Here is a 16,214-nt window from a genome sequence, read left to right on the forward strand (position 1 = left end):
GGATTAGCCGGTGGCCGAAGTGATCGATATCGACGACCCCACCGACCCGCGCGTCGACGACTTCCGTGACCTGTCCAATGCCGACCGCAGGCCGGACCTGCCGGGCCGGAAAGGCCTGGTCATCGCCGAGGGTGTGGTGGTCGTGCAGCGGATGCTCGACTCCCGTTTCGCGCCGAGTGCCCTGCTCGGCGTCGGGAAACGCTTCGAGACACTCGCCGGCGATCTCGCCGGTCGGGATCTGCCGTACTACCGCGCGAGCGCGGAGGTGATGGCGGAGGTGGTCGGGTTCCATCTCAACCGCGGGGTGCTCGCCGTCGCGCCGCGTCCGGCCGAGCTCACCGTCGACGAGGTGCTCGACGGCGCGCGCACGGTGGCGGTCCTGGAAGGCGTCAACGATCACGAGAACCTCGGTTCGATGTTCCGCAACGCCGCGGGGCTCGGCGCCGACGCGGTGCTGTTCGGCGACCGGTGTGCCGATCCGCTCTACCGTCGGGCGGTACGGGTATCGATGGGGCATGTGCTCCGGGTGCCGTTCGCGCCATTGCCACAGTGGCCGGAGAGCCTGAACCTGCTGCGGAACAAGGGTTTCCAGGTCATCGCGCTGACGCCGAATCCCGAAGCGGCGAATCTGGCGACGGCGATGACGGGGGAGCGGGTGGCGCTGCTGCTCGGCGCCGAAGGACCAGGCTTGACCGAAGAGGCCATGCGCGCCACCGATATTCGCGCGCGCATCCCGATGTCGCCCGGCACCGATTCGCTCAATGTTGCGACCGCCGCGGCCATGGCGTTCTACGAACGCGTGCGCACCTCATGAGCCAGGAATGCGAGGGACCGTATCGGGCGCAAGCGGATTCGGTGCCGTGGGCGGCGGGCGGCACCGTTGTCGTGCTGGTCGCGCTGCTCGGCGGGGTCGCGGTGTATGCCTTCGGCTGCGCGCTGGCCGCGGTCAATCCGCTGCTGGCGATCGCGGTGAACGTGGTGGCCGCGGTGGGGGTGGCGCCCACGGCCTGGCGGTGGCGATTCACGCCGGTGGTGCGGTGGGTGCTGGCCGGTGCGGCCGGGGCGGTGGTGCTCGGCTGGATCGCCGTGATCGTCTCCGAGATCAGCTGAGGACTCACACCACCCGATCGGCACCGCGCAGCCACCCGAGGAGCCCGCGCTTGCGCCGCGTCGCCGCACCGGGGCGACCCACCAGCACTTGCTTCTGTTCGGGCGCTTGGCCTTTCGGGTACAGCGTGAAACCACAGACCGCGAGGTCACTGGGCGCGAGCCGGCCGGGAGCGGCCGGGGTCAGGTAGCGAAAGCCGAGCCATTCGGCATTGGCGGCGTCGGCGAAGTCCGGCGGATCGAACGGCAGCGATTGCGGTTCGGGATGATCCTCACCCCGCCACGGCACCGGATGCTCACCCGCCCAGAACGTCCGCTCCCACACCATCGGCAGCCCCTCGTTCTCGAGAATGTCCACCCTGGTGGAACTGAACGACCGCCGGAACTCGCCACGCTCCCAATGCGCGAACGCGCCCCAGTGCAGCGTCGAGTCGTAGGACACCAGATAGGTGTGCTCGGAAGCGAGCGGCCGCACCAGCAGATCAGGCAGTTTCGTCGGCTGGAGCAGCGCGGCCTCGGCCGTACACACCACGGTCAACCCGGGATAGCACCCGATGTAGACCTCGTCCCGATCCGGCGCCGCACACCCACCCAGCGTCCCGACCATGTGCGGCCGAACATCATGGTCCGGATACAGCTGCCCGGCCAACGCCGCCGCCGCAACAGGATCGGCGTCGACGTTTCCCGTCAGCACCGCGACAGGATCAGCAGTATCGACGTACCAGATCGAAGAAGCCACGGTTTCCGCCTCTCCGCGTATTCAAGCCGGACTCAGGTGGGTAGCTCTTGGCGCGCCTTCTAATTACCGGAGCTGCGGACGCCCAACAGGACGTCCTCCCACGACGGCATGGGTGCCTTGCCGCGCTTGGTTCGCGCCTGCTTCGGTGCGGGGGCGGGTTTCTCCGCCGGTTCCTCAGCAGCAGGCGTCTCCTGTTGTGCCGCCGGCTGACTCGCAGCGGTGGGTACTGAAGGCACCGGGGCAGCAGGCTTCGCAGCGGCGGGAATCGGCGCAGTGGGAATCGGTGCGGCCGGAATCGCCGCCGTCCCACCGCCTGCCGCGACCTGACGCTGCTCGTAGTACTCGTCCACGTTCGGCGCCGGACGACTCTGCGGACGGGCGACCGGTGCGGCGATCTGCTCGCGCGGACGCGGCTCCACCGGCGTCGGCGGTTCGATCACCGGCGAGGCGGCCGGAACCGGCGTTGGCAGGATCGTCGCCAGCCCACGCAGCGCGCGGCCGAAGTCGGGATCGATCAGATCGTTGGCCGGATCGTCGAGACCGGACACCGAGCCGCCGTGCGCGTCGGGCTGGTAGCGCCAGTGCGCCGCGATCTCGGAGTGCCCGTGCCGCCACTGCAATTGGGCGACCCAGAAACCCTTTTCGTCTTTCCAGGCATCCCACTCGGCCTGTTCGATGGTGTGGCCGCGCTCGGCGAAGGCAGCGGTGACGATCTCGTGCAGCGTTTCCACCGAGGGACCGTCGGGGCGCACCGGGTGCGCCTTCTGCGCCAATTCGGCGGCGCGAGCACGCTCGAGCAATACGGGGTAGGCGAATCGTTCGACTTTGGATTCCGGCATCCCGGACTCTGCCGTGACCTGCTCGACGGACGCTCCAGCGCGAATACGGGCCTGGATATCGCGAGGACGCATAGTCGCCTCCGTTTCGATCTCGATCTGGCCGAATCGTGCGAGGTCGCCGCGCGCCGCCGCGCGGAGCTTGTCATCGGCGGGCAACCGGAACTTGGTACCGGACTCGGTGTCGCTGCACACGATGTGCGTGGAGTCGGGCGTCACCCCGATCACTCGAAGTTCACGCACCGTTACCTCCCTATCGCGTCGGCTACGACACCGCCCACTTTCCTAGACAGTAGTGCACACTACTTGGCCGTGGCAGCAGACACGCACGACTTAAATCGCACGCCTTGGCTGCCCAGGGGGCTAATCTGAGCGGCTCACCACCCGAATTCCGCTTGTGTGCAGGGGTTTTGGTGATAGATCAACATCAAATCTCGGTACCGAGATCTGTCAAAACCCGGCGAATATTTCGAATGTGTGCAGTCTGAGACAAAGAAGGGCCGGTGTGCGGCGAACCGAAAGAGTTCGCCGCACACCGGCCCGATGTCGGTCTTATCTCAGAGCTGACCGACGACCCAGTCGATCGAACGGGTCAGCTGCGAAACATCTTCCGGGTCGATCGCCGGGAACATGCCGACACGCAGCTGGTTACGGCCCAGCTTGCGGTAGGGCTCGGTGTCGACGATGCCGTTGGCGCGCAGGATCTTGGCCACCTGGGCCGCGTCGACCGCGTCGTCGAAGTCGATCGTGCCCACGACCTGCGAGCGGTGCGCCGGGTTCACCACGTACGGGGTGGCGAACGAGCTCGACTCGGCCCACGCGTACAGGCGCGAGGACGAATCCAGGGTGCGCTTCACGGTCCAGTCGAGGCCGCCGTTGGCGTTCATCCACTCGATCTGATCGGCGAACATCAGCAGGGTGGCCAGCGCCGGGGTGTTGTAGGTCTGGTCCTTGGAGGAGTTGTCGACCGCGATCGGCAGCGACAGGAACTCCGGGGTCCAGCGACCCGATTCCTTGATCTCGGCGACGCGGGCCAGCGCGGCCGGGCTCATGATCGCGATCCACAGGCCACCGTCGGCGGCGAAGCACTTCTGCGGGGCGAAGTAGTACACGTCGGCGTCGGCGATGTTCACCGGCAGACCGCCCGCACCGGAGGTGGCGTCGATGGCGATCAGGGCGTTCTCCGAGCCGACCGGACGCGACACCGGGATGGACACGCCGGTGGAGGTCTCGTTGTGGGCCCAGCCGATGAGGTCGACCGAGGGGTCGGACACGGGCTCGGGCGCGCTGCCCGGCTCGGCCTTGACGACGATCGGGTCACCGATGAAGGGGTTGCCCTTGGCGACCGAGGCGAACTTCGAGGAGAACTCACCGTTGGTCAGGTGCAGCGAACGCTCGCGGATCAGGCCGAAGGCGGCGGCATCCCAGAACGCGGTGGTGCCACCGTTGCCGAGCACGACCTCGTAGCCGTCGGGCAGGGAGAACAGCGCACGCAGGCCGTTGCGCACGCGCGCGACCACGTCCTTGACCGGCTTCTGTCGATGCGAGGTACCGAACACCGAGGCGCCGACAGTCACCAGGGACTGCAGCTGCTCCGGGCGGACCTTGGACGGGCCACAGCCGAACCGTCCGTCGGCGGGCTTGAGGTCGGCGGGAATTGTCGGGAACGCACTGGTCATGGGGGCGAGTTTAGTGGTCGGCGGATCGCGGTCGGTGGGGTGGGTGGCGCTGTGAGGCGGGACACTCGGCGTCGGTGAGCTCGGCAGGTTTGGGGTGTGCCGGGTGGCTGGTGGTGCGGTAGGGCTGCGGGCCTGGGGTGTGCCGGATGGGCTGGTAGTGCGGGAGGGTTGCGGACTTCGGGGTCTGAGGTGGGTGCGAGTGCGGGGAATTTGCCTTTGCGGGAAAGATGTTCGCATTACGCTCTCGCTATGAGCCTTGTCGCGGTCGACTCCGGTCGGACCCTGCTCGACCGGTGGGTGTGGGTGTTCGGGCGCCGGCCGGGGGTGTTATCCGAAGGGGCTCGGCGGGAACTGCTGATCAGAGGGTTGCCTGCCGTGGCGAGTGTGCTTTCCGTGCGGATTCGGCGGGGCGAGGGCGGGTACCGGTTCAGCGTTCGGGTGTCGGTGCCGGGGGAGCTGGCCTATGACGCGCGGGTGCGGCAGCGGGTGCGTAGCCAGGATCTGGAGTGGATGCAGACAGGGGACGTGGTCGGGTGCCGGGTCGATCCGGGGGATCGGGAGCGGGTGGTGTTGTTCGTGCCCGAGGTGCCGGAGTCGGGGCGCAAGGCGGCGGCCAAGATCTTGGCGAACGGGCGGCGGGCCGAGGCGACGGTGCTCGCGGTGGCGCCGATCGCCGCCGATTACACCGGGCGCGATGATCCGGTGCTCCGGCTCGATCTGGAGATGCGGGCCTGGGACGAACCGTTGCCGTGGCGGGTGCGGTTGATCCAGCCGGTGCCGCTGTCGGCGGTCGGGCAGATCGAACTCGGGACCCGATTGGAAGCGGCGTTCTTCACCGTCGACCGTGGGGCGTCGGTCGCGATCGACTTCGCGGCGTTGACGCGCTGAGCGCGCCAGCCGCGCGAAGCTGTGCGGGCGGCGTTCGCTACAGGTGGACGAACGTGAAGCCCGCTGCGCGCAGGGCCGGTAGCGCCGCGGCCATCCCGGCCGCGGTCCCCGATCGGGGACGGTGCATATGCGCGAGCGCGATGCCGCCGGGAGTGGCCGCGCTCATCGCCCGCTGCACCTGTGCCGCCGACGCGGTTGCCCCGAAGTCGGCATTGACGGTGAAACCCATTGGGGTCTCGCCCAATTCGTTCACGATCGCGACCGCCACCTCGTCGTAGTGCGCGGTGCCCGCGCGAAAGAATCGCGGCGCGCGGCCGGTGAGTTCGATGATCCGCTGGTGGTTGTCCCAGACCTCATAGGCGGCCTCCTCGGCGGAGGCGGTGCCCGCGACCTTGTAGGCGGACCTGCCCGACACCGAGAGCGGCTTGTGCGCGCCACCGTGATTGGCCAGTTCGAACAGCGGATTCGCCGCGAGTCGCTGTACCCGAGCCGGATCGGCGTCGACCCAGCGTTGGTTGAGGAACAGGGTGGCCGGGATCTGTTCGGCGATCAGCAGGTCGATCAGGGCCTGGTCGATGTCGCTGTTGCCGGGGCCGCCGCACGCGTCGAGCGTGAGCGCGAACTGTTTGCCACCCGTGGGGAAGCTGCTGGTGATGCCGGGCAGATCGACGCCCCACTGATGCCCGATGGCGCCCGCGTGCCGGGCGGCTACCTGGGCGGGAAATGGGGTCGGCGCCACCTCCGGGGTGGCGATCGGCTGTGCGCTCACCGGCGCGACAGGCCGTGAAACGGTGCGACTCGTCACCTCGGGCGCGGCCGAATCACCTTGTGCGGCAGCGCATCCTGTGGCTAATCCGGCGGTGAGAACAGCGCAGGCGCCGAACAGTCGACGTCGCGACAAACCATTGATGTGCACAATCCACCCCTGACGAACGTGTTCGCTGGGATGTTATCGCCGAACCGATCCCGGTGCTCGTCGAACGCGTTCTCACAGGTGAGTCGTTAGACACCGGAAATAGCTGACGATGAACCGGGCGTCGATCTCGCGGCGCCCGGTCCGATGACTCAGTGCTGGGAGATGGTGGACCAGCCCGGAACCTGGTCCGGGGTGCGCGGGCCGGGGCCGGTGTAGATGGCGGCGGGGCGGACGAGCTTGCCCAGCTGCTTCTGCTCGAGGATGTGGGCACACCAACCGGCGGTCCGGCCGCAGGTGAACATCGCGGGCATCATGTGGGCCGGGACCTCGGCGAAGTCGAGGATGACCGCGGCCCAGAATTCGACGTTGGTCTCGATGGCGCGGTCCGGGCGACGCTCACGCAGCTCGGCCAGCGCGGCCTGCTCCAGCGCGGCGGCCACCTCGAAGCGCGGGGCGTCGAGCCGCTTGGCGGTGGCGCGGAGCACGCGGGCGCGCGGGTCTTCGGCGCGGTACACGCGGTGGCCGAAGCCCATGAGCTTCTCTTTGCGGTCCAGGATGCCCTTGACCAGCGCACGCGCGTCACCGGACTGTTCGACGGCCTCGATCATCGGCAGCACGCGAGCCGGGGCGCCGCCGTGCAGCGGGCCGGACATGGCGCCGATCGCGCCGGACAGCGACGCCGCGACGTCGGCGCCGGTGGAGGCGATCACGCGGGCGGTGAAGGTGGAGGCGTTCATGCCGTGCTCGGCCGCCGACACCCAGTAGGCGTCGATCGCCTCGGTGTGGCGCGGGTCCGGGTCGCCCTTCCAGCGGGTCATGAACCGCTCGGTGACGGTGTCGCACTCGTCGATCTGGCGCTGTGGAACGGCGGGCTGATAGATGCCGCGCGCGGACTGCGCCACATACGACAGCGCCATCACCGAGGCGCGGGCGAGGTTCTCGCGGGCGGTCTCGTCGTCGATATCGAGCAGCGGCTCGTAGCCCCAGATCGGGGCAAGCATGGCCAGGCCCGCCTGCACGTCGACGCGCACATCGCCGGTGTGCACCGGCAGCGGGAAAGGCTCGGCGGGCGGCAGGCCGCGACCGAACTCACCGTCGACAAGCAGGGCCCACACGTCGCCGAAAGTCACCTGGTCGGTGACCAGATCCTGGATGTCGACGCCGCGATATCGCAGGGCGCCACCGTCCTTGTCCGGCTCGGCGATGTCGGTGGTGAAGGCCACGACGCCTTCCAATCCGCTGACGAAATCCTCTGGTACCGCGCTGGTGGTCATCTGTTTTACGTAGCGCGGAAACCCGGTCATTCATGGCCGGGAGGCGCGTCGACTCAATGCGCGACGTGCCCAGCGCTACTCCTCCTTTCGGTTGCTTACAAACAAAGGTGTTAACGTGTGAATTGTGGCAACGCTGCCGAAGCGGGCATTCAAGTACCGCTTCTATCCGAACCATGCTCAGGCTGGCGAGCTCGAGCGGACGTTCGGATGCGTCCGCAAGGTGTACAACCTCGCGTTGGATGCCCGCACTGCCGCGTGGCAGGCAGGCGAGCGGGTCAACTACAACACGACCTCGGCGATGCTGACCGAATGGAAACGCAGCCAAGAGTTGGCGTTCCTGTCGGAGGTGTCGTCGGTGCCGTTGCAGCAGGGTTTGCGGCACTTGCAGACCGCGTTCGTGGCGTTCTGGGACAAGCGCGCTCGCTACCCTCGGTTCAAGTCCCGGAAGAAGTCCAAGGCGTCGGCCGAGTACACGCGCTCGGGGTTCCGGTGGCGCGAGGGCAAGCTCACCCTCGCGAAGATGAGTGACCCGCTCGACATCGTCTGGTCGCGTCCACTTCCCGAAGGCGCGCAACCGTCCACTGTCACCGTGTCCAAGGACGCCGCCGGACGCTGGTTCGTGTCGCTGCTGTGCGACGACCCGGCCGTGCGAGCACTGCCCGCCCTGGATACGGCGGTAGGGATCGACGCCGGGCTGAGTCATCTTCTCACCCTGTCGACGGGCGAGAAGATCACCAACCCGCGCCACGAACGCAAAGACCGGGCACGGCTGGCGAAAGCTCAACGCGACCTGTCCCGCAAACAGATAGGGTCCAACAACCGGGCCAAGGCACGAACGAAACTCGCTCGTGTCCACGCTCGTATCGCCGACCGGCGCAGAGACTATTGGCACAAGGTGAGCACTCGATTGGTGCGTGAGAACCAAACGCTCGTGATCGAGGACCTGACCGTGCGCAACATGGTGCGCAACCACTCTCTCGCGCGGGCGATCTCGGATGCGAGTTGGTCGCAGTTCCGGTCGATGCTGGAATACAAGGCCGCATGGTACGGGCGCGAGGTGATCGCGGTCGATCGGTGGTTTCCCTCGTCCAAACTCTGCTCGGAATGCGGCGCCCTGCACAACCGGATGCCGTTGTCTGTGCGGGAATGGACGTGCACGTGTGGCTCGACTCATGACAGGGACGTGAACGCAGCCAAGAATCTTGTGGCCGCCGGGCTGGCGGTTTCTGTCTGTGGAGACGGTGTAAGACCTCAACGGAGCACTCCGGGCGGGCAGTCGTCGGTGAAGCAGAAAGCTCAACCTGCGAGGGTTGGAATCCCGGCCCCTTAGGTCGGGAGGATGTCAAAGGTGACTCTCCTTGCCCCCAAAAACAGCAGTAGCATCCACCGGGGGCATGCCGATCCTTCTGAACGATAGACCCGTGCGGGTCCCGCGGCACCCCCGCCCCTGCACACCTCGAGCCGGGCGGCCGGGCGCCTGCAGTACCGTCGATCGCATGGATGACCCCCGTGTCCGGCCGGTGGCCGACCTGGCGACGATGCGCGTCGATTACGGCGACTCGCTGACGGTCCCCGCCGCCGACGCGGACCTGGATCCGGCCTGGGTCGCCGATGGCTGGGAACCGTTGCTGCGCCACTGGATCGACGAGGCGCGGGCCCTGGGCGTCGCCGAGCCGAACGCGATGGTGCTCGCGACGGTCTCACTCGCCGGTCCGGTACCGCGCCCGGTGGCACGGACGGTGCTGTGCAAGGGCCTCGCACCCGAGGGCGTCATTTTCTATACGAACTACGACTCGGCGAAGGGCGCCCAGCTCGCCGCCGACCCGTACGCGGCGGCGAGCTTCGTCTGGCCCGCGTTGGCCAGGCAGGTGCATGTGCGCGGGGTGACCGAGCGCGTGCCCGCCGGGACCACCGCGGCCTACTGGGCCGAGCGACCGCGGGATTCGCGGTTGGGCGCGTGGGCGTCGCACCAGTCGCGACCGGTGGCATCGCGCGCTGACCTGGATCGCGCGCTGGCCGAGGTGACAGCGCGATTCGCCGAGGTCGACGACATCCCCGTGCCCCCGTTCTGGGGCGGTTATCTGCTGCGTCCCGACGAGGTGGAGTTCTGGCAGGGCAGGCGGGGCAGGCTGCACAACCGGATCGTCGTGCGGATCGACGGGCAGAACACCACGGTCGAACGTTTGCAGCCGTAACGAGTGGTGGGCTATGTCACCGCGCGCAAACATGGGATGACTGCCGGGAAGTGGCTAATCTGCGCTGAGTGAAGCTGCTCGCCGACACCGAACCCCTGCGTAATCGCGACTATCGCAGGCTGTGGACGACCAATATCGTCACCGTCATCGGCGCGCAGCTCTCGGTGGTCGCGGTACCGCAGCAGATCTTCCAGATCACCGGCAGTTCCGGCTACGTCGGCCTGGCCGGTTTGTTCGGCCTGGTTCCGCTGGTGGTGTTCGGGCTATGGGGTGGCGCGCTCGCCGACGTGATGGACGTTGTCGACCTCATCGCCATGGTGTTCGGCATGCCGCGCGCGCTGTTCCCGCAGATCGCGCACGAGACCTTTCACGATCCGGCCGAGGGTGGCGTGGCGCTCGGTCTGCTGTTCGCGGCCATCGCGGCGGGGTCTGTCCTGGGTGGGGTGTTCTCCGGGTGGATACCGCGGGTGCGCAGGCAGGGGCTGGCGGTGATCGTGTGCATCGCGCTGTGGGGTGTGGCGATGGTCGGGTTCGGGCTCGCGGTGGGGTTGGCCGGGCACGTGTTCGGACTGGGTGTGTGGCTGTGGATCGCGGTGGTGTTCCTGGCGCTCGGCGGCGCGGTCGACATGGTCTCGGCGGCGTTGCGCACGGCGATGTTGCTCACTGTGTCCACCGACGAGATGCGCGGGCGTTTGCAGGGCGTGTTCATCGTGGTCGTCGCAGGTGGGCCGCGGATCGGTGACGTTGCCCACGGTTTCGCCGCGGCGAGCATGGGTACTGCTGTAGCTGCTGCCGGTGGCGGCGTACTGGTGGTGATCGCGGTGGCGCTCGCCGCGCTGGCCTTCCCCGCCTTCGTGCGCTACCGAGTCGCTCGCGCTCACTCCGCCGTGCTGGCGAATTAACTTGTGTGGCAATCGGATTCGGGTATCGAATCCGCGCACCGCGCAACTGTTCGGCATCCCCGGCGCGAGGGTGCGAAAAAGGGGATCGGCGCAGGTCCCCGGCCTCGCATCGACCTCACCGCCGCACGCGGTCGGTGTGAGAACCAGACAGGACAACCCTGATTGCTTGTCCTGACCGAACAACAGCTAGCGTTAGCGCAAGCGCACCTGTGCCGACCGCATCGGTGCCTACGGTTCTAGCCTGAGAGGGATCCTTCCGTGCCCGCTGAGAACATCACCAACGTCACCGAAGACGCCAAGGCGGTACTCCAGTACCCCGGTGGCGAGTTCCCGATCTCGGTCACCAAGGCCGGGGAGGGTAACGACGGGCTCGACTTGGGCAAGCTGCTGGCCAGCACCGGTTACGTCACCTACGACCCCGGTTTCATGAACACCGCGTCGACCAAGTCGGCCATCACCTATATCGACGGTGAAGCGGGCATTCTGCGCTACCGCGGTTACCCGATCGACCAGCTGGCGGGCCGCTCGACCTTCATCGAGGTCAGCTACCTGCTCATCTACGGTGAGCTGCCGACCCAGGCCCAGCTCGACGATTTCACCGATCGTATCCGCCGCCACACCCTGCTGCACGAGGACCTGAAGCGGTTCTTCGACGGCTTCCCGCGCAACGCGCACCCCATGCCGGTGCTGTCGTCCGCGGTGAACGCGCTGTCGGCGTACTACCAGGACTCCCTCGACCCGCGCGATCCCGAGCAGGTCGAGCTGTCGACCATCCGCCTGCTGGCGAAGCTGCCGACCATCGCGGCCTACTCGTACAAGAAGTCGGTCGGTCAGCCGTTCCTCTACCCCGACAACTCGCTGTCGCTGGTCGAGAACTTCCTGCGGATGACCTTCGGTTTCCCGGCCGAGCCCTACGAGGTCGACCCCGAGGTCGCCGCCGCGCTCGACATGCTGCTGATCCTGCATGCCGACCACGAGCAGAACTGCTCCACCTCGACCGTGCGCCTCGTCGGCTCGTCGGACGCCAACCTGTTCACCTCGGTGTCCGGTGGCATCAACGCGCTGTGGGGCCCGCTGCACGGCGGCGCCAACCAGGCCGTGCTCGAGATGCTCGACGAGATCAAGGCCAACGGCGGCGACGTCAAGGAATTCATCCGCAAGGTCAAGAACAAGGAAGACGGCGTGAAGCTCATGGGCTTCGGGCACCGCGTCTACCGCAACTACGACCCGCGCGCGACGCTGGTCAAGCAGGCCGCCGACAAGATCCTGTCGAAGATCGGTGGCGACGACCAGCTGCTCGATATCGCCAAGCAGCTCGAAGAGGCCGCCCTCACCGACGACTACTTCGTGTCGCGTCGCCTGTACCCGAACGTCGACTTCTACACCGGCGTCATCTACCGGGCCATGGGCTTCCCGACCCGCATGTTCACCGTGCTGTTCGCGATGGGCCGGCTGCCCGGCTGGATCGCGCACTGGCGTGAGATGCACTCCGAGCCGCTCAAGATCGGCCGCCCGCGCCAGATCTACACCGGCTACGGTGAGCGTGACTACTACGAAATCGGCAGCCGCTAGTTTCAACCAGCTGCTGGTGGACACTTTTGTTGGGTAACGCAATCTATCGAAGGGGATAGCCCGCATGACCAAGCCGGAGATCGAATTCCAGGAGGGCCCCGCGCCCACCGAGCTCGTCATTACCGACCTCATCGAGGGCGAAGGCAAGGAAGCGGTGCCCGGTGGCACCGTCGAGGTGCACTACGTCGGCGTCGAGTTCGACAACGGTGAGCAGTTCGACTCCTCCTGGGACCGCGGCGAATCCATCACCTTCCCGCTGCGTGGCCTGATCCAGGGCTGGCAGGACGGCATCCCCGGCATGAAGGTGGGCGGCCGTCGCCAGCTGGTCATCCCGCCGGAGCTCGCCTACGGCTCCGCCGGTGGGGGCCACGCGCTCTCCGGCAAGACCCTGGTCTTCGTGATCGACCTGCTCAACGCGAACTGATCCCAGCTTCCCGGCCCGTGTCTCCTCAGGGGGACACGGGCCGTTGCTGTTTCAGGGGTAAGGGCGCCGGGGCCTCGGCCGGCCGGGTAATGTGCCCCGCGTATGACGGAGCCCCGATGGCTCCCGCGTGATTCGTTTTCGATGCGTTGTCCATGACAGTGACTTGTTCGATTCGCCCGGGGCCGGGTTCTTCGGGAGTTTCGGGAGGGAGATTCTCGATCATGTTCCAACACAAGGTTGTTCGCCGTGCGCTGGCGGTAGCGCTGCCCGTCGCGGTGGCGGTGAGCCTGGCCGGCGTTTCGTCGGCGGAGGTCGATCAGCAGACGCAGTACGCGGCTGGGTTGGCGAGCACGGGTGAGGGCTACCGCACCGTGGTCGCACCGGACCTGCGCACCGTGTCCGCGTCGGTGGACGAGGGCCGGTTCGTGCTCGCGCCCGATCTGGACCGGGTGATCGTCGAGTCGGCGACCGGCGATCCGATCGGGGAGGTCCCCACCTCGTTCACCACGGTCAGCGGCAATGTGATTGCCCTGGCAACCGAGATCTCGGCCGACGGGCGAAGTATGACGGTGACACCGCAGCCCACCGCCGCGGCGAGCACCGAACTGAAGAGCATCGCGACCTCGCCCACCGCGCAATTCCCCGACCCGGTCCAGAACGCCGCCGCCATCGGCGCAGGCATCGGCGTGATCGCCGCCGCCGTCGTGTGCATCCCGATGATCACCACGATGATCCTCTACCTGCCGTGCGTCGGCCTGGTGGGTCTGCCGAACGCGTTGGTCGGCGCGTTGATCGGCGCGTTGGTCGGGGTGGTCGCGCCGGATATCATCCCGCAGGTTCTGCCCTGATCGTGAAAAATGTTGCGGCCCGGTCGGATCCACCGACTGGGTCGTTTCGTTTCAGCGGGTGAGGTCCGCGAACGCGATATCGCCGACGACTACATGCTCGAGTCGGAGCAGCCCGTCTCGGTGAATCTGGTGCAGCCGATACTCGCGTGCGTGTGCGTCGAGCCGGAACTCGAGCACCTCGGCGATCCCGAATTTCGTGTCGAGCATGATGACGAGGTAGAGCGGGATGCCGACTCGCGCGTATTGCGCCTTCTTGTCGAGCAAGTCCTCGGCGGCGGTCGACGGCGAGGACACCTCGACCACGATCAGCGCGTCGCCCGCCTCCGGCTTGTCGCCCGGCTGGTCCAGGCATCGGTACACGGTGACATCGGGTCGCCGGAAGGTGAACTTCGGAACCCGCCAGAGCACCACGTCGATGTCGGTCTCGGCGCGGATGCACGGTTCGGTGCTCGGCAGGTCCTCCATCGCGCCGGCCAGCCGGCGGGCGATGCGGTTGTGCTCAGGCGCCGGCGATTCGCAGAGGATGACGTGCCCGTGCACCACCTCGATCTCCCGGGAGATGTTCTCTGGGAGCTGACGGTACTGCTCTTCTGTCATCTGATGCGGTAGCGAGTCCACGGCCTGGATCGTCATGGGCCGAGTTTACCGACCAGGTCGGCACCCCGACACTATTCGTGGACGACCTCGGTACCGGTCGGTGGTGGGACTTTCACTCCCGGACGACCTCGACGGGGTCGGTCAGGGCCAGGGCGAGGGCGGATTGCTGGGACTGGCCGCGTGGGGGGAGGGCGTCGAGGGCCTTGGTGGTCTGGTTGTTGAGATTGCCGACGATGTTCTGCAGGGCGCCGACGCCGCCGGTGAGCTGTTCGATGGCCGAAACCAGTTGGGCGCCGCCCTGTTCGGCGAGGGTGGGCAGGCCTTTGGTGAGTTCGGCGCCCTGGGTGAGCTGGTCGCGGGCGCTGTTGAGGCGGGCTACGACGGTGCGCAGGAGGGTACCGAGGTCGGTATTGGGATCGACTGCGGCGCCGGTCAATTCGCTGAGTCCGGCGAGCTGGGTGCCTGCCTGGTTCGAAACTCCCCGTAGCGCTTCGAGTTTGGTGATGATGTCGGCGAGTTGGGGGTCGCCGGCGAAGGGGAGGGACCGCAGCAGCGGCAGGATCTGGTCCAGGCCAGAGCCCATGGCGGCAGCGCTGGTTTGGACGCCGGCGATGGTGACCCCGGTAGCGCCGAGGGCATCGGCGAGCTGGCTGGCCTGCTTCGCGGCGCCGTCGACGGTTTGGTTGAGCAGCTCGATGGCCGAAGTGAGCTGGCCCGCACCCTCTTTCGCGTAGTCGAGGAAGCCGAGCAGCTGGTCGGCGCCACCGCTGAACTGGTTCGCGCCGTCGGCGGCGGCGTTCACGCCCGCGCTGAGCAGCTGGGCGGTGAACTGCACGGAGGTCATCTGGTTTCGTGCCTGCGAGACCGCGGCCAGGGCGGCGTCGACGCCGGACGCGCCGATCCGATGGGTCACCACATCGACCGCGCCGTTCACCGTGTTCGGGTCGGCGCGGTCGTGGGTGGTGACGGTGACCTTGGCGCGCTTGGGTTCCGGGGTGGCGAGGGTGGCCATCGACGCGGTGAGGTCGGCGGGCAGAGTGATCACGGCGGCGTAGTCGGTCGCGTTGATCTCGCCGGGCTTCGCGACGGTCCATTCGTAGCCGCCCGCGTCTTGCACGGCCTTGGCCACGCGTTCGCCCGTCGGTCCGGTATCGGCGTTGACCAGGGCGAACCCGGTCGGCGAATCCGCCGATGACGAACAAGCGCTGACCCCGGCTCCCACAGCTCCGGCAACGACAACGGCGGCGACCAGCGAGGCGACGCGAGCACGAGTAACGATCACGACGGCGACGCTAGCGGGGGAGTTGGTCGGGATGGTTGGGAGGGCTCTGAGAGTTCATTGAGGATGCCGCGCGGCCCCCTGGTAGGCCCACGTCGCGTGTGTCGAAGTTCACTCTGCCCCAGGCGTTTTGACCGAATCGTGCTGAGCTGGTACAAATTCGGCGTCAATCGTAATTCGATTCGACCGGGGGGTCCGGTGATTTTCTCGGTGGTTTCGGGAGGGAACATCACATGTTGAACCGCACAAGTACTGCTCTGCGCCGCGTTGCCGCTGTCGCGTTGCCGCTGGCTGTGGCCACGAGCCTGGTCTCCTCGGGCATTGCCGCCGCTGACGTGGCGACCGACCAGGGCAAGATCGCCGCTGGGCTGTCGAGCGCTGGCGTCGAGAACGGCGTCGGCTTCCGTACGACCGTCTCGCCCGACCTGCGCCAGATCAGCGCCTCGGTGGAAGACGGCACCTTCGTCATCGCGCCCGACGCCACGAAGGCGAGCGTGATCTCGGCTTCTGGTGCGACCGTCAGCGAGTTCCCGCTGTCGTTGAACACCGTTGGCGGCAACATCATTTCCATCGCCGCTGTGGTCTCCGAGGACGCCAAGAGCATTCAGCTGGCCCCGGTGTACTCCAACGACAGCGCGACCGAGCTGAAGAACATCGCCACCAACCCCAACGCGGCCAACCATGACCCGATCCAGAACGGTGCCGCCGCCGGCGCGGGTATCAGCGTGCTGATCAACCTTGTCGTCTGTCTGCCGACCCTGGCCGCCTTCATCGTCGGGTACATCGCCTGCGCTGCCATCGGAGCTATCACCGGGGCGGTCTACGGCGCGATCATCGGTGCCGTCGTCGGTGCCGTCGCCCCTGACGTCATCCCGCAGGTCCTGCCCTGATTCGCGACCTCTTGCTCCGTCGCTGAAGGTGTGTTCTGCGGTAGTCTCGCGAGTGTCTTCACCCCGTG

Annotated in this window: 17 protein-coding genes; 10 read left to right on the forward strand and 7 right to left on the reverse strand. The window is 67.3% G+C overall.

What is annotated here, in order from left to right:
- Positions 1–10: 10 nt before the first annotated feature.
- Together ACTWPB_RS03430 and ACTWPB_RS03435 are read left to right on the forward strand one after the other, a co-directional pair.
- Positions 11–814 carry a TrmH family RNA methyltransferase gene (locus ACTWPB_RS03430; protein WP_446224278.1) on the forward strand — a complete coding sequence of 268 codons (804 nt, stop codon included), beginning with the start codon at positions 11–13 and terminating at the stop codon, positions 812–814.
- Positions 811–1,110 carry a DUF2537 domain-containing protein gene (locus ACTWPB_RS03435; protein WP_446224279.1) on the forward strand — a complete coding sequence of 100 codons (300 nt, stop codon included), beginning with the start codon at positions 811–813 and terminating at the stop codon, positions 1,108–1,110. The genes ACTWPB_RS03430 and ACTWPB_RS03435 overlap by 4 nt, the downstream gene beginning before the upstream one ends.
- Before the next feature lie 4 nt (positions 1,111–1,114).
- On the opposite strand, the gene ACTWPB_RS03440 is transcribed toward ACTWPB_RS03435, so the two are convergent.
- From ACTWPB_RS03440 to serC, 3 genes are all read right to left on the reverse strand, one after another.
- Positions 1,115–1,846, reverse strand: a complete 732-nt coding sequence (locus ACTWPB_RS03440) for a DUF6928 family protein (RefSeq protein WP_446224280.1) — start codon at positions 1,844–1,846, stop codon at positions 1,115–1,117.
- Between the two features lie 59 nt (positions 1,847–1,905).
- Positions 1,906–2,925 (reverse strand): septation protein SepH, encoded by a 1,020-nt coding sequence (sepH, locus tag ACTWPB_RS03445; RefSeq protein ID WP_446224281.1) that lies wholly within the window; start codon positions 2,923–2,925, stop codon positions 1,906–1,908.
- A 314-nt stretch (positions 2,926–3,239) separates the two neighbouring features.
- Complete coding sequence (serC, locus tag ACTWPB_RS03450) at positions 3,240–4,361, reverse strand: phosphoserine transaminase (RefSeq protein ID WP_446224282.1); 1,122 nt, start codon at positions 4,359–4,361, stop codon at positions 3,240–3,242.
- Between the two features lie 249 nt (positions 4,362–4,610).
- Here serC and ACTWPB_RS03455 point away from each other — a divergent pair, with 249 nt between their 5' ends.
- Positions 4,611–5,249 carry a hypothetical protein gene (locus ACTWPB_RS03455; RefSeq protein WP_446224283.1) on the forward strand — a complete coding sequence of 213 codons (639 nt, stop codon included), beginning with the start codon at positions 4,611–4,613 and terminating at the stop codon, positions 5,247–5,249.
- A gap of 37 nt (positions 5,250–5,286) precedes the next feature.
- On the opposite strand, the gene ACTWPB_RS03460 is transcribed toward ACTWPB_RS03455, so the two are convergent.
- On the reverse strand, positions 5,287–6,018 hold the full coding sequence (locus ACTWPB_RS03460; protein ID WP_446224284.1) for a polysaccharide deacetylase family protein: 732 nt from the start codon (positions 6,016–6,018) through the stop codon (positions 5,287–5,289).
- Between the two features lie 296 nt (positions 6,019–6,314).
- Positions 6,315–7,439 carry a citrate synthase 2 gene (locus ACTWPB_RS03465; protein WP_446224285.1) on the reverse strand — a complete coding sequence of 375 codons (1,125 nt, stop codon included), beginning with the start codon at positions 7,437–7,439 and terminating at the stop codon, positions 6,315–6,317.
- Between the two features lie 121 nt (positions 7,440–7,560).
- Here ACTWPB_RS03465 and ACTWPB_RS03470 point away from each other — a divergent pair, with 121 nt between their 5' ends.
- The 6 genes from ACTWPB_RS03470 to ACTWPB_RS03495 all read left to right on the forward strand — a co-directional run bounded on the left by ACTWPB_RS03470 (position 7,561) and on the right by ACTWPB_RS03495 (position 13,380).
- Positions 7,561–8,769, forward strand: coding sequence for an RNA-guided endonuclease InsQ/TnpB family protein (locus tag ACTWPB_RS03470; protein WP_446226223.1), 1,209 nt, complete (start codon positions 7,561–7,563; stop codon positions 8,767–8,769).
- Between the two features lie 166 nt (positions 8,770–8,935).
- Positions 8,936–9,634 carry a pyridoxamine 5'-phosphate oxidase gene (pdxH, locus tag ACTWPB_RS03475; protein ID WP_446224286.1) on the forward strand — a complete coding sequence of 233 codons (699 nt, stop codon included), beginning with the start codon at positions 8,936–8,938 and terminating at the stop codon, positions 9,632–9,634.
- A gap of 68 nt (positions 9,635–9,702) precedes the next feature.
- On the forward strand, positions 9,703–10,536 hold the full coding sequence (locus tag ACTWPB_RS03480; RefSeq protein WP_446224287.1) for a hypothetical protein: 834 nt from the start codon (positions 9,703–9,705) through the stop codon (positions 10,534–10,536).
- Positions 10,537–10,794: 258 nt separating this feature from the next.
- Positions 10,795–12,108: a citrate synthase gene (locus ACTWPB_RS03485; RefSeq protein WP_446224288.1), complete on the forward strand. Its 1,314-nt coding sequence runs from the start codon at positions 10,795–10,797 to the stop codon at positions 12,106–12,108.
- 64 nt (positions 12,109–12,172) lie between these two features.
- Positions 12,173–12,532, forward strand: a complete 360-nt coding sequence (locus tag ACTWPB_RS03490) for an FKBP-type peptidyl-prolyl cis-trans isomerase (protein WP_446224289.1) — start codon at positions 12,173–12,175, stop codon at positions 12,530–12,532.
- A gap of 221 nt (positions 12,533–12,753) precedes the next feature.
- Complete coding sequence (locus ACTWPB_RS03495; protein ID WP_446224290.1) at positions 12,754–13,380, forward strand: hypothetical protein; 627 nt, start codon at positions 12,754–12,756, stop codon at positions 13,378–13,380.
- 51 nt (positions 13,381–13,431) lie between these two features.
- Here ACTWPB_RS03495 and ACTWPB_RS03500 read toward each other — a convergent pair whose 3' ends face one another.
- Together ACTWPB_RS03500 and ACTWPB_RS03505 are read right to left on the reverse strand one after the other, a co-directional pair.
- Entirely contained in the window at positions 13,432–14,013 is a 582-nt protein-coding gene (locus tag ACTWPB_RS03500) for a Uma2 family endonuclease (RefSeq protein ID WP_446224291.1), read from the reverse strand.
- Between the two features lie 76 nt (positions 14,014–14,089).
- Positions 14,090–15,259 (reverse strand): hypothetical protein, encoded by a 1,170-nt coding sequence (locus ACTWPB_RS03505; protein WP_446224292.1) that lies wholly within the window; start codon positions 15,257–15,259, stop codon positions 14,090–14,092.
- A gap of 230 nt (positions 15,260–15,489) precedes the next feature.
- Between ACTWPB_RS03505 and ACTWPB_RS03510 the strand changes: the two genes are divergently transcribed.
- Positions 15,490–16,146, forward strand: a complete 657-nt coding sequence (locus ACTWPB_RS03510; protein ID WP_446224293.1) for a hypothetical protein — start codon at positions 15,490–15,492, stop codon at positions 16,144–16,146.
- Positions 16,147–16,214: the final 68 nt, after the last annotated feature.

The organism is Nocardia sp. IBHARD005, assembly GCF_052814245.1.

Excerpts from the sequence above, each read along its gene's own strand:
- ACTWPB_RS03455 (WP_446224283.1), top strand. The coding sequence starts at position 4,611 with ATGAGCCTTGTCGCGGTCGACTCCGGTCGGACCCTGCTCGACCGGTGG.
- ACTWPB_RS03500 (WP_446224291.1), bottom strand. The coding sequence starts at position 14,013 with ATGACGATCCAGGCCGTGGACTCGCTACCGCATCAGATGACAGAAGAG.
- ACTWPB_RS03490 (WP_446224289.1), top strand. The coding sequence starts at position 12,173 with ATGACCAAGCCGGAGATCGAATTCCAGGAGGGCCCCGCGCCCACCGAG.
- serC (WP_446224282.1), bottom strand. The coding sequence starts at position 4,361 with ATGACCAGTGCGTTCCCGACAATTCCCGCCGACCTCAAGCCCGCCGAC.
- pdxH (WP_446224286.1), top strand. The coding sequence starts at position 8,936 with ATGGATGACCCCCGTGTCCGGCCGGTGGCCGACCTGGCGACGATGCGC.
- ACTWPB_RS03510 (WP_446224293.1), top strand. The coding sequence starts at position 15,490 with ATGTTGAACCGCACAAGTACTGCTCTGCGCCGCGTTGCCGCTGTCGCG.
- ACTWPB_RS03435 (WP_446224279.1), top strand. The coding sequence starts at position 811 with ATGAGCCAGGAATGCGAGGGACCGTATCGGGCGCAAGCGGATTCGGTG.
- ACTWPB_RS03495 (WP_446224290.1), top strand. The coding sequence starts at position 12,754 with ATGTTCCAACACAAGGTTGTTCGCCGTGCGCTGGCGGTAGCGCTGCCC.
- ACTWPB_RS03465 (WP_446224285.1), bottom strand. The coding sequence starts at position 7,439 with ATGACCACCAGCGCGGTACCAGAGGATTTCGTCAGCGGATTGGAAGGC.